Origin of the sequence: Collinsella aerofaciens ATCC 25986 (assembly GCF_010509075.1) — a bacterium.
Lineage (GTDB): Bacteria > Actinomycetota > Coriobacteriia > Coriobacteriales > Coriobacteriaceae > Collinsella > Collinsella aerofaciens.
The window spans coordinates 224,895-237,362 of sequence record NZ_CP048433.1 but is presented as its reverse complement, the minus strand read 5'-3'; the positions used below and the strand labels follow the sequence as shown (position 1 = coordinate 237,362).

Annotated in this window: 10 protein-coding genes; all 10 read right to left on the bottom strand. The window is 59.7% G+C overall.

The features are described 5' to 3' along the window. Positions 1-5: 5 nt before the first annotated feature. Positions 6-1,706 carry a peptidoglycan D,D-transpeptidase FtsI family protein gene (locus GXM19_RS01065; protein ID WP_230318723.1) on the bottom strand — a complete coding sequence of 567 codons (1,701 nt, stop codon included), beginning with the start codon at positions 1,704-1,706 and terminating at the stop codon, positions 6-8. Between the two features lie 182 nt (positions 1,707-1,888). Next, the gene (locus GXM19_RS01060) at positions 1,889-2,359 is read right to left on the bottom strand and encodes a hypothetical protein (protein WP_006234265.1); all 471 of its coding nucleotides are present in this window, start codon (positions 2,357-2,359) and stop codon (positions 1,889-1,891) included. Between the two features lie 90 nt (positions 2,360-2,449). Next, positions 2,450-3,415 (bottom strand): 16S rRNA (cytosine(1402)-N(4))-methyltransferase RsmH, encoded by a 966-nt coding sequence (rsmH, locus tag GXM19_RS01055; RefSeq protein WP_006234266.1) that lies wholly within the window; start codon positions 3,413-3,415, stop codon positions 2,450-2,452. Between the two features lie 20 nt (positions 3,416-3,435). After that, positions 3,436-3,870 (bottom strand): division/cell wall cluster transcriptional repressor MraZ, encoded by a 435-nt coding sequence (locus GXM19_RS01050; RefSeq protein WP_006234269.1) that lies wholly within the window; start codon positions 3,868-3,870, stop codon positions 3,436-3,438. 462 nt (positions 3,871-4,332) lie between these two features. Beyond that, a complete protein-coding gene (xerD, locus tag GXM19_RS01045; RefSeq protein WP_172544915.1) occupies positions 4,333-5,274 on the bottom strand; it encodes a site-specific tyrosine recombinase XerD in 942 nt (313 codons plus the stop codon). 2 nt (positions 5,275-5,276) lie between these two features. After that, positions 5,277-6,938, bottom strand: a complete 1,662-nt coding sequence (locus tag GXM19_RS01040) for a CTP synthase (RefSeq protein WP_006234274.1) — start codon at positions 6,936-6,938, stop codon at positions 5,277-5,279. A gap of 178 nt (positions 6,939-7,116) precedes the next feature. After that, a complete protein-coding gene (locus GXM19_RS01035; RefSeq protein ID WP_040358312.1) occupies positions 7,117-7,455 on the bottom strand; it encodes a helix-turn-helix domain-containing protein in 339 nt (112 codons plus the stop codon). Between the two features lie 256 nt (positions 7,456-7,711). After that, on the bottom strand, positions 7,712-9,193 hold the full coding sequence (locus GXM19_RS01030; RefSeq protein WP_006234276.1) for a DUF1846 domain-containing protein: 1,482 nt from the start codon (positions 9,191-9,193) through the stop codon (positions 7,712-7,714). A 605-nt stretch (positions 9,194-9,798) separates the two neighbouring features. Then, positions 9,799-11,286: a YfcC family protein gene (locus GXM19_RS01025; RefSeq protein WP_333494017.1), complete on the bottom strand. Its 1,488-nt coding sequence runs from the start codon at positions 11,284-11,286 to the stop codon at positions 9,799-9,801. A gap of 138 nt (positions 11,287-11,424) precedes the next feature. Further along, on the bottom strand, positions 11,425-12,420 hold the full coding sequence (gene argF, locus GXM19_RS01020) for an ornithine carbamoyltransferase (protein WP_006234279.1): 996 nt from the start codon (positions 12,418-12,420) through the stop codon (positions 11,425-11,427). Positions 12,421-12,468: the final 48 nt, after the last annotated feature.

The window sequence follows — 12,468 nt, the reverse complement described above, 5'->3', positions numbered from 1 at the left end:
ACCCCCTACTTCGTGTGCGGGATACCCAGCACGTCGAGCGCGTTGGCCATAATGGACTGGAACGGCACCGCAGCGGCATCTGAGCCGCTCGGCGTTCCGTCGAGCGTGATATAGCACAGCACCTTGGGCGATTGTGCCGGTGCAAAGCCCATAAAGGACGACATGTAGTTCTCCTTGAGGTAGCCGCCGTTCTCGTCGGCTCGTTCGGCCGTACCGGTCTTACCCGCCACGTCATAGCCGTCAACCGCGCCGCCAACGCCCGTTCCCTCGGACACGACCGTCTGCATGCACGATGTCACCTGGGATGCGGCGTCCTCCGAAATCGCGCGCTCGCCTTCGCCCCAGTCCTTCTCGTCGCCTTTGCTGGACTTATAGAAGTGCGGGGTCATCATCACGCCGCCGTTGGCGATGCCGCCCACGGCACGTGCGATCTCAATCGGCGAGACGGACAGCGCCTGTCCAAAGCTCATCGAACCCAGCGTGGCGCCGTCATACTGGTCACGCTCCTTGACGATGCCCAGGCTCTCGCCCGGAAAATCGACACCGGAGCTGTGACCTATGCCCCACTTGTCCACATAGGCGGCAAAGTCATCCGCACCGATCTTGCGCCCCACCAGGACAAAGCCCACGTTGGACGAACGGCGCATCATCTCGCGCACATCCATGGTCATGGCATAGTCGCGCTTGTCGGCATCGGTGACGGTATCGTCACCCACCTTGATGCTCGCCGGCACCTCAAACGACGTACTCGATCGCACGACGCCCAAGTCGAAGCCGGCGCCCGCCACGAGCGTCTTAAAGACCGAGCCGGGCTCGTAGGCGTCGGTGACCAGGCGCAAGTTCATATCCTCGGTCTTGGCGTTTTCCAGATCGGTCTGGTCGTAGGTCGGGTACGAGCAGGCGGCGAGAATTTCACCAGTCGTGGGGTCGGTGACCAAAGCCGAGCCGTTCTTGGCCTTTGTCTTCTCGACAGCCTCCGCCAAAGCATCCTCAGCCGCTCGCTGCATATTGACGTCGAGCGTCGTCACGATGTCAACGCCGTCGACCGCAGCCACCTTTTTATAGGCACCGCCCGCGATATAGCTGCCGTCCCTCGCGCGCTCGCGCACGAGGGTACCATTCGTGCCGGTCAGAAGCTTGTTGTATTGCTTTTCGAGACCCGTCAAGCCGTCGTTGTCTACATTCACTACACCCAGCACCTGCGATGCCAGATTGCCGTATGGATATACGCGCTTCATGGCCTGCTCAAAAAGCACGCCGGGCAGGTTTTTCTTCTCCAGCGCCGCAGCATCGTCTTCGTCCACCTGGCGCTTGATATACACCCAGGTGCCATCGGACTCGACGAGCTTGCGGCAGGTCTTTTTATCGATTCCAGTTGCCTTGACCAGCGCCGACACCGTCTTGTCAACATCCTCGACAAGCTGCGGGTTCACGGCGATGTTGCGACATTCGACCGACGACGCCAGCACGTTACCGTTGCGGTCGTAGATGGTGCCGCGTTTGGCATAGAGGGTCTGTGCAAGCAGGCGGCGCGCATCGGCACGCTCGCGCAGTTTATCGGCTTCGACAATTTGATAGTCGGCAAGGCGAAAGACGCCCAAGCCCAAACCAAGCCCGATGAAGCCCATGATGGCTTTGCGGCGAGGCAGAGGCGTGCCTGTGAGCCATTCGGTCGACGAACTCTTGCGCGACCTGGTGTTATGCATTTGAGGGCCGTCCGAGCCGCGAAGTCGCGACGCCGGGTCGTTGCCACGGGACTGCCCGGCGTTGTAAGATTGCCGACCCGTTCCTTGATAACCAGAACGTCCCCGCGACGAGGGACGTCCAGAACCGCGGCCCCCATCGGAACCGCGGCGATAGTCATTTGTCATACTCAGCTACCGTCTTGCTACTGAGCGGTCGCGGTCGCGTTGGCGCCCGCGGCTGCATCCTGCGAAAAGTCAAGTGTAACGCTCTCGCTGGGCTCCACCATGCCATAAGCGCCCGCAAGGTCGCGAATGCGCGTGTCGGCGCCATAGACCGAATGCATGACCTCCAGGTCGGAGCTCTCATCGGTCGCCTTTTCGAGCGTGTTGGTAAGCTCGGCGTTGCTGTTGAGCACCTGGGCCGTAACGCCGGCGAGTGCCACGCGGGCGATGCCGATCGTCATGAAGATAGCCGCAATGATGCAAAACGTTTTAAGAACGCTCATGAAAACCGGGCTTACCGCCTGGTTTGCCTGACGGCCCGCGCCCGTGTAGACATCAAAGCGCGGCGTGCGCTGCTCACGGGGAGCAACGGGGGCCTGCGGCGTCTCACGATAGGCGGGCATGGCGTTCATATCATAGGCAAGTGCTGCGCTTGAAGTGTTGTAGCCCATGATATGCCGCCTCCCATCCCGAGTACGTTGGTAGTGTGTTTAAGCTTCGTTTATGGTGCGAGCGGGAGGTCCAATATCGCGCGGTCGCGCCTACAGACGCTGCGCCACGCGGATTTTGGCTGATCTCGCCCGAGGGTTGCGCTCAACCTCATCAGGCTGGGCAACCAAGGGTTTGCGGGTGATGACCTTGAGTATCGGCACGTTGCCGCACACGCACACCGGAATCTCCGGCGGACACGTGCACCCCTGGCTCATCTCCTTAAAGTGGTTCTTTACGATACGGTCCTCGAGCGAGTGATACGAGATGACGCAGATACGTCCGCCCGGGTTGAGCCACCTGGTGGCGGCATCAAGCCCTCGTTCGAGCACATCGAGCTCGTGATTGACCTCGATGCGAATGGCCTGGAAACTTTTCTTGGCCGGGTGTCCGCCATGCCGACGAGCGGCAGCCGGGATACCCGCCTTGATGATCTCGACAAATTGGCCGGTGGTTTCGATCGGTTCTTGCTCGCGGCGGCGCACGATCTCGCGCGCGATCTGCGAGGCAAACTTCTCTTCGCCGTAGACGCGTAGAATCCGGGCGAGGTCGTGTTCGTTATAGGTGTTGATGACCTCAGCTGCGTTTAAGGTGTTATTACCCGGATCCATCCGCATGTCCAATGGGGCGTCCTCGTTATACGAAAAGCCCCTGCCAGGGATATCGAGTTGCGGTGACGAAACGCCCAAATCGAACAGGAAGCCATCGACCCCGGGCACCTCGGCCGAGCAAAGCAGCTCGTCCAAGTCGCCGAAGTTGCCCTTCAGCAGCTGGTGCGGAACTCCGGGAACCTCGCGGTCCAGACGGGCGCCAGCGGCCTCGAGGGCCATGTCGTCCTGATCGACGCCGAGCAAAAGGCCCGTCTCCCCCACCTGCGCGGCCATCTTTACCGAATGGCCGGCACCGCCAAGGGTGCAATCGCAGACAACGGAGCCGCTCTTTAGCCGCAGCGACTCAAGCACTTCGCCGAGCATGACAGGTTCATGCCGATATTCTTGTGTCAAGATCCCACGCTCCATCCGTTACCCGTGCCTTGCCCTTACGAGAAGAAGAGGTCCAGCAGGGCCTCATCGTCATCGTCCTCATCGGCCGCGGCGCGATCCCAAACCTCAAGGTGGTCGTAGTTGCCCACAACCGTGACCTCGCGGTCGAGGTTCGCCTGCTTGCGGAGAGACTCGGAAAGACCGATACGACCGGCGCTGTCCACGTCCATCGACGTGGTGCGCTTGTTGATCGCCCTCATGAGCTTCTGGTCATTAATGTCACGCGGGTTAAAACCCTCGTGGCCCTCACGACCCGCGAAGAGTCCTTCGACCCACTTATCGAAGGCCTCGGCAGAGAACACGTACAGAGCATCGACATCCAGGGCTTTAAACACGCGAACGTGCTCTCCAAGCTCCTCGCGAAGGGGTGCAGGCAGGGATAGACGACCTTTTGCATCGAGATTGCGCTCGTATGCACCAGTCATTCCCATGTGCGCCCTCCCCTCGGTTACTCAGATGGCACGTACGCGGGGAACCACCCCGCCTGTCGACGTCATCAATAATATGGGGAACCGCCCCATTTTTCAACACCTTTCCCCACCCCTTCCCCCACCCAGCCCCACCATTCCACCCCCAATATGTTGTAAAACACCCCCGAGCATATGTTCGAAAACACAATATGTTGTGTTTACAGCAAAGGCGGGATGCCACCTGTGGCACCCCGCCTTTCAACCTCAACCTTCAAGTTGACCTTGAGGCGATTTTTGCGTCCTTTTACATGGCGTTCACATCGCCCCCAAACTCCCCCACCCAAGGCACGTGCGGCCCACCACCGCGACGACAAGTGGCGAAAAATGGGACGGGCCCCAGATTGCCCATGCGCGCGCAAAAGCACGCCGCAGCAATCTGGGGCCCGTCCCCAAATACCTATAAATATGCAGGCCAGCGATGTGTTAACGATGCGCCAGCGGATGCGCCGCCAGATAGACCTCGGTCAGTTGCGTGCGGTCGACATGCGTGTAGACCTGCGTGGTCGAAATATCGGCATGGCCCAAAATCTCCTGCAGCACACGCAGGTCGGCACCGCCCGCGAGCATGTGGGTGGCAAAGGAGTGGCGCAAGGTATGGGGATGGAGCCCCACCAGCCCCACCTGACGCCCATACCGCTCGCATATCGCATGCACGGCCTGGCGCGACAGGCGACGTCCGTTCTTATTTAAAAAGACCGCCGAGGTCTCGGTTCCGCGGGCATGGGCCGCCAAGCGAGAACGTCCCTCAGTTACATAGAGCATCAGAGCTCGCGCCGCGCTTCCCACCAGCGGGGACAGGCGTTCCTTTGAGCCCTTACCGCGAACGAGTACAAAGCCATCGTCAATATGGATATCGCCCACATCGAGCCCCACCAACTCGCTCACACGCAAACCGCATCCGTAGAGCACTTCCAAGATGGCATGGTCGCGCAAGCCCATCTCGCCCTCGGGGAAGTCTTGATCGAGCAGAGCCGAGACATCCTCCACCGATAGATACTCCGGCAAACGCTCAGCCTTTTTAGGCAGGCGCAACGCCGCCGTTGGATTTTGGGCTACAGCCCCATCGCGCACCAAAAAGGCATGCAGGCCCTTCACGGCTGCAAGCGCACGCTCCACCGAGGCATCGGAATAGCCCCCATCGCGACGGTCGGCGACAAAGCCCTCCACGACCTGACGAGTCACCTCTTCAAAAGACACAATACCCGCCCGCTCCAGATAGGCGCAGTACGTCGTCAGGTCACGACGATAGGCCGCAATCGTGTTGCGCGCCAAACCCCGCTCGACCGCGAGGTAATCGAGATACTCCCCCGCCGCCACGGCGAGCGACGAGGGAGTAGCTTCGGTATGTTCCTTATTCGCCGGCACCCTTAGTCCGTAGCGAGGTTCATGGGCGTCACCTGCAGACGGTCGACACCCTCGTGCTGGCCGATCGAAGCGCGTACGAACTCGCGGAACAGCGGCTGCGGGTTGGTCGGGCGGCTCTTGAACTCGGGATGAGCCTGGGTTGCCACATACCACGGATGCACGTCGCGCGGCAGCTCGACCATCTCGACCAGGCGCTCGTCAGGCGACAGACCCGAGATAACCAAACCGGCGTCCTCGAGCTGGTCGCGGAAGGCGTTGTTGAACTCAAAGCGGTGACGGTGACGCTCGTAGACGAGTTCCTCGCCATATGCCTCGCGAGCAAGGGTATCGGCGGCGAGCTTGCACGGATAGGCGCCCAGGCGCATGGTGCCGCCCTTCTCGGTCACGTCCTCCTGCGAGCTCATCAGATCGATGACACTATACGGGCCATCCGGATCGAACTCAGAGGAGCTGGCGCCGGCAAGGCCGACGACATTGCGCGCAAATTCGCACACGGCCACCTGCATACCCAGGCAAATGCCCAGATACGGAATCTTGTGCTCACGGGCAAACTCGGCCGCGAGGATCTTGCCCTCCAGGGCGCGCTTGCCAAAGCCGCCGGGGACCAGGATGCCCGAGGCGTCGCCCAGAACCTCGGAGACATTCTGCTCGTCGAGGCTCTCGCCGTCGACCAGCTGGACGTCCACATGGCGATCGTAGAAGACGCCCGCATGGTGCAGGGCCTCGATAACCGACAGGTACGCATCGGGCAGCTGCGTGTACTTGCCCACGACGGCGATCTTCACCTTGTCGGCGTGATGGTTGGCGTGATTCTGTTTGCGCAGGAACTCGTTCCACTCGCTCATGTCGCGCTCACGCGGGTCCAGACCCAGGCGCTCGCAAATGCGCAGGTCAAAGTCCTGCTCGGCAAGCAGCTGCGGAACATCGTAAATGCTCGCGCAGTCCTCGTTGGTAAAGACGCAATCGGTGTCGACGTCGCAGAAGCTTGCGATCTTTCCGCGGATAGCGTCATCGATATGGTGGTCGGAGCGCAGCACGATAATATCGGGCTGGATGCCAAAGCTGCGGAGCTCCTTGACGGAATGCTGTGTGGGCTTGGTCTTGACCTCGTGGGCGGCGGCGATATAGGGAACGAGCGACACGTGGATGTAGCAGACGTTCTCGGGGCCGGCCTCCTTGCGGTACTGACGGATGGCCTCGACAAACGGCTGGGACTCGATGTCGCCAATCGTGCCGCCCAGCTCGGTGATGACTACATCGGAGCCGGTCTGCTCCTCGATGCGGCGGAACTTGTCCTTAATGGCATTGGTGACGTGGGGAATCACCTGCACGGTACCGCCCAAAAAGTCGCCGCGACGCTCGCGGGCGATTAGGCTTTTGTAGATGGCACCGGTCGTAAAGTTGGAATCGCGGGTCAGGTTCTCATCAATAAAGCGCTCGTAATGACCCAGGTCCAGGTCGGACTCGTAACCATCCTCGGTAACGAAGACCTCACCATGCTGGAACGGGCTCATGGTACCGGGGTCGACGTTCAGATACGGGTCGGCCTTCTGCATCGTTACTTTGTAGCCACGCGACTTGAGCAGACGGCCCAGCGAGGCCGCGGTGATACCCTTGCCCAGGGACGAAACCACGCCACCGGTTACGAACACATGCTTGGTCATATTGAGTTACCTGCGCTTCCCGTAGAAGTTGTTTATCCACATCTTACGGGTCTTCATTGTAATACTCGCGCCGCGGACCGTTCGCAATTTTTCTCGCGTGCGATTGCATTTCTCAATCTTGAAACAAAACGCCGCCCGGTTTCCCAGGCGGCGTCGCTATGGCAAGGGTTACATGCTGCTATCGATCAGCAACCTCGTCCTCAAGCATTTCTTGAACGAGCATGCCGGTACGGACGCCCTCAAGATACCACTCGCCACGTTCGGTGAGGCAAATGCCATTTGCAAGCTGACCGCCGTCGTCGCTATAACGCGAGACGACATCAATCATGCCTTCGGAATCCAAGCGATCGATTGCGGCGCGGGCACGATACGGCGAAACCCCCACGCGCTCGGCAAGCGTTTTGCGCGAGAAACCATACGGCCCGCCATTGTCTTCGGTTTGCTGGTCGATTTCCATCAACACCAGCACCTCAACACGCTTCATATCGTTGACACTCGCACGACCCTTGCCCGCCATAGCAGCCTCCTCAAACCGAGCACGAGCATCTAACGCGCCGTGCGCGACCGACACACCTCACGATGGCAGGTAATATCCATCATGCGGCATCCCGCTAAGGATGAAACAGTTACGGTTATTGTATACCGCTCAAATTGTTTCTAGGCAGGTAAACGGCTATTTTTCGCCGAAATAGGCGCTTTATTGATCAAAAAGCCGTACCGGGCGCCAACCCGATACGGCCAAAATGCAATGCAATTACCGCGGTGCTTCAAACTTAGCGGTGGAAGAAACCGCGGCGCTCAAACTTGGGCTCGCAGCACACGTTGATACCCAGTTTGCGCAGTACCGTCTCGTCCGTCGGCGAGATAATCACGCTAAAGAAGGCATCGCAACCGCGCAGCTGCTCCAGGCCCGAAAGGACGCGAGCGGCCGTCTCACTCGTGGCCGAGGTGATCGACAGCGCCATAAGCGTCTCGTCGGTGTGGAGGCGAGGGTTTTTGCTGCCCAGGAAATGCGTCTTGAGCTTGCTGATGGGCTCGATCGCCTCATCGCTAATGACCTCGAGCTCAAGGTCGACGCCCGAGACATGCTTGAGGGCGTTCATAATGAGCGAACTTGCGGCGCCCAGGCGCGTGGAGGTCTTACCGGTCACCACGGAGCCATCGGGCATGACCATGGCACCCACGGGACCACCCGTCAGCTGCTCCCTGGTGAGGGCCGCCGAGCGCGCCGGTGAGTAGTTCTTATCGATGCCGGCTTTCTTCATAATAATCTTGAGACGGTCGACTTGCTCATCGCCCACGCCGGTACGGCGCACATTTTCGACCGCGGTAAAGTAGCGGCGGACGATCTCCATCTTGGAAGCGTCGCGGCAGGCATCGTCATCGGTGATGGCAAAGCCGACCATATTGACGCCCATGTCCGTAGGACTCTGATAGGGGCTCTTGCCCAGGATCTTTTCCATCAGAGCACGGACCACCGGGAAGGCCTCGACGTCGCGGTTGTAGTTGACCGTGGTCTTGTTGTAGGCCTCCAAGTGGAAGGAGTCGATGATATTGGCATCGTCGAGATCGGCCGTTGCTGCCTCATAGGCGATGTTGACCGGATGCGTGAGGGGCAGATTCCAGACCGGGAAAGTCTCGAACTTGGCGTAGCCGGCGGCGGTGCCGTGCTTGTGCTCGTGATAGAGCTGCGAGAGGCAAGTGGCGAGCTTGCCTGAGCCGGGGCCGGGAGCGGTGACCACGACGAGCGGACGCGTGGTCTCGACAAACTCGTTCTTGCCGTAGCCATCGTCGGACACGATCAGATCGACATCGTGCGGATACCCCTCGATGGGATAGTGCAGCTTGGCGGGAATACCGAGCGCGTTCAGGCGGTTGCGGAACACATCAGCAGCAGGCTGGCCAGCGTACTGGGTGATGACCACAGCCGCGACGGCAAAGCCGTTGCCGCGGAACAGGTCAACCAGGCGCAGCACATCCTCGTCATAGGTAATGCCCAGGTCACCACGAGCCTTGTTTTTCTCGATGTGGTTCGCGTTGATCGCGATGATAACCTCGACATCGTCGGCGATGCTCTTGAGCATGCGGAACTTGCTGTCCGGTTCAAAACCCGGTAGCACGCGGCTCGCATGATAGTCATCGAATAGCTTACCGCCAAACTCCAAATAGAGCTTGCCGCCAAACTGCGAGATGCGCTCCTTAATGTGAGCAGCCTGCAGCTCGATATACTTCGCGTTGTCGAAACCCTGGCGCATATATGGCTCCCGTCCCGTTTCCAATTAATGTTCTAGGCGATTATAACGGAGCAGACCCTCCCCAACGCCCAAGCAATCAACTGGCACCAACCAAACACGCCATCGATAAGTTGCGGTGAAATAGTTCCCGTTTAACCCCTCAAGACGGCCAAACAGGAACTATTCCACCGCAACTTCCCCTTTTTGGTTCAAACAAACCTGGCCTTTGTATCAATAATGGATACGTCGCAGGTTGAGCATAAGCCAGCGAAAGCCCGCCAGAGTAGGCAAAGCGCCCTCTGCACCAACAATGGAAAGCGCCGCAGGCAGAGGACGGACAGCGAGCGCCGTCCAGAACGTACAAGTTGGCATGAAAAAGGCGAGGCATAGACCTTTTGGTCATGCCTTGCCTTTTGAATGACAAATTGTCGTTCTGGACGGCGCGTAGCGTCGACCGGTTCCGCGGCTTGGTAAAACCGCGGAACAAAAAGTCGCCCCCTCCCGCGCACGGAACGGAAGGGGGCTAAAGGTAGGAGTCTACCGGTGGGTTTACCCCGCCGGACAGACGATGACCAGGTGATCCTCTACAGGATCGTCAAGGTTTCCGTGGGGTACCCGTTGGGTACTTAGATCAACACGCAGGCGACGGTCAGGATGATGGCGCAGACGACGGAGAGCGCGACGATGAGCTTAAGGGCAAACTTGAGCCAGGTCGTCCACTCGATCTTGGCCAGGGCGAGACCGCCCATGATGGCGCCGGAGGTCGGGGTGAATAGGTTCACGACACCGATGGCGGCGGAGAAGATCATGACCATGACCTCAGGCGAGAAGCCGAGCTTAACAGCCAGCGGTCCCATGATGGGCATGGAGACGGTGGCCATACCGGAGGTCGAGGGGATCAGGAAGGACAGGCCGAAGTAGACCAGGAAGCTCATGGGAGCGAAGATCACGCCGGACAGGCCAGCCAGGGCATTGGCGGCAGCGTCGAGGACGAAGACATCGAGGCCGGTGTTAGCCATGAGGACGGAGATACCACGGGCGAGGGCGATGACGAGAACAACGGACATCATGTCGGCAGCGCCGGTGATGAAGGTGTTAACGATCTGCTTCTCGGACAGGCCACCGATGATACCGATCAGGACGGCCATGAGGAAGAACCAGGTGGAAGCCTCGTCGAAGTACCACTGGCCAATGGGCAGGCCGGTGATCAGGGCAGACCAGCCCTGGACGACGGCGTTACCGTCGGCGTCGTAGACAGCGCCAGCGTCGAAGAAGTTGGCGACGCCCTCGTTGAGGTCGGCCAGCGGAATGAAGCCGACGATCATGACGACGAAGGTGAAGGCGAAGGCGATCAGAACACCCTTCTGACGACCGGTGAGCTTGACCTCCTTGTGGACCTCGGAAGCAGCCTTGCCGTGAGCCTCTTCGGCGTCCTTGAGCTCCTGCATCGACAGGATGGTGGAACCCTTGTCAGCCTTGACCTTCTTGGCATAGTTCATCACGAAGAAGATGGACATAGCGGTAGTGACAATCCACAGGACGGCACCGAGGCCGATGATGATGGACTGGTTGACCTCAATGCCAACGCCGGTCAGAGCGTCGACGGCAGCGCCGACGGCGAACGGGTTAACCGTGGAGCCCAGGCAGCCGCAGCCAGCGCCGAGCAGGACGGTAGCGGCACCGACCATGGGGTCGAAGCCAGCAGCCATCATGGTAGCGGCGAGCAGGGCGTAGAAGGGAACGGTCTCCTCGCACATACCATAGGTGGTACCACCGAGGGAGAAGATGAGCATCAGCACGGGAATGAGCATAATCTCGTTGCCCTTAAGCTTCTGCACCAGAACGGCGATGCCGTTGTCCAGGGCGCCGGTCTCGGTCATCATACCGAGGAAGCCGCCCAGGATCATAACGAAGAGGCAGACGGGCAGAGCGTCAGCGAAGCCCTTAATCGGGGCGGTGCAGAAATCGCTCAGACGGGCGGCAGTAACCGCGCCGCCGGACGTGCCGGAGACGATAACGGTAATCACTGCGACAATTGCCAGCAGAGCAAGAAGAATGGTGAACGATGAAGGCATACCGCGCTTTTTCTTAGCGGTCTCAGTCATAGTTCTCATCCCCCCTTCATAAATCATTTACTGATCTCGCCAGAAGCGGCTCTTCCGTGCCGTGCCTGCCGCTTGATGCGAGATTATTACCAGATAAAACCGCTCGGGGTGTGCAGCAATACACCCCGAGCGAGATGCTAGATGCTCTTACTTGAGCGTGGCGTACATGACAGCCTTGATGGTGTGCATGCGGTTCTCGGCCTCGTCGAAGACCTTGGAAGCGGGGCTCTCGAAGACCTCGTCGGTGACCTCCTGCTCGGTGATGCCGAACTGCTCGCACTTCTCGGCGCCAATGGTGGTGTTGGTGTCGTGGAAGCTGGGCAGGCAGTGCAGGAAGATGGCACCCGGGTTGGCCATAGCCATGACCTCGGAGGTGACACGATACGGGGTGAGCTGAGCGATGCGCTCGGCCCAGACCTCGTCGGGCTCGCCCATGGAGACCCACACGTCGGTGTAGATAACGTCGGCACCGGTGACGCCGTCCTTGACGTCTGTGGTCAGCTTGATGGTGCAGCCGTTAGCCTCGGCGATGGGCTTGCAGGCCTCGATGACGTCGTCAGCGGGCATGCACTCCTCGGGGCCGCAGGCCACGAAGTTCATGCCGAGCTTGGAGCAGACGACCATGAGGGAGCGAGCGACATTGTTCTTGCAGTCGCCCATGAAGACGAGGGTCTTGCCCTTGATGTCGTAGTTGAAGTTCTCCTGGACGGTCAGGATGTCGGCGAGCATCTGGGTGGGGTGCCACTCGGTGGTCAGGCCGTTCCACACGGGCACGCCGGACTTAGCAGCGAGCTCCTCGACGTCGTCCTGAGCAAAGCCACGGAACTCGATGCCGTCATACATGCGGCCGAGAACGCGGGCAGTGTCCTCGATGGACTCCTTCTTGCCCATCTGCGACGAACCCGGATCGAGGTAGGTGACGCCCATGCCCAGATCCATGCCGCCGACCTCGAAGGCGCAGCGGGTACGAGTAGAGGTCTTCTGGAAGAGCAGAACGATGTTCTTGCCCTCGAGATAGCGGTGCGGAACGCCAGCGCGCTTCATATCCTTGAAGTTCTTGGAGAGCTTGAGCAGGTACTCGATCTCCTCGGTGGTGAGGTCGAGAAGCTTGAGGAAGCTACGGCCGGAAAGGTTAACACCCATGGTTTGATTCCTTTCGAAGAAATGAATTACGTAAGTATTAGTGGTGCC

Excerpts from the sequence above, each read along its gene's own strand:
- GXM19_RS01050 (WP_006234269.1), bottom strand. The coding sequence starts at position 3,870 with ATGGGAATGACTGGTGCATACGAGCGCAATCTCGATGCAAAAGGTCGT.
- GXM19_RS01065 (WP_230318723.1), bottom strand. The coding sequence starts at position 1,706 with ATGCATAACACCAGGTCGCGCAAGAGTTCGTCGACCGAATGGCTCACA.
- GXM19_RS01040 (WP_006234274.1), bottom strand. The coding sequence starts at position 6,938 with ATGACCAAGCATGTGTTCGTAACCGGTGGCGTGGTTTCGTCCCTGGGC.
- GXM19_RS01030 (WP_006234276.1), bottom strand. The coding sequence starts at position 9,193 with ATGCGCCAGGGTTTCGACAACGCGAAGTATATCGAGCTGCAGGCTGCT.
- rsmH (WP_006234266.1), bottom strand. The coding sequence starts at position 3,415 with ATGGAGCGTGGGATCTTGACACAAGAATATCGGCATGAACCTGTCATG.
- argF (WP_006234279.1), bottom strand. The coding sequence starts at position 12,420 with ATGGGTGTTAACCTTTCCGGCCGTAGCTTCCTCAAGCTTCTCGACCTC.
- GXM19_RS01060 (WP_006234265.1), bottom strand. The coding sequence starts at position 2,359 with ATGGGCTACAACACTTCAAGCGCAGCACTTGCCTATGATATGAACGCC.
- GXM19_RS01025 (WP_333494017.1), bottom strand. The coding sequence starts at position 11,286 with ATGAGAACTATGACTGAGACCGCTAAGAAAAAGCGCGGTATGCCTTCA.
- GXM19_RS01035 (WP_040358312.1), bottom strand. The coding sequence starts at position 7,455 with ATGGCGGGCAAGGGTCGTGCGAGTGTCAACGATATGAAGCGTGTTGAG.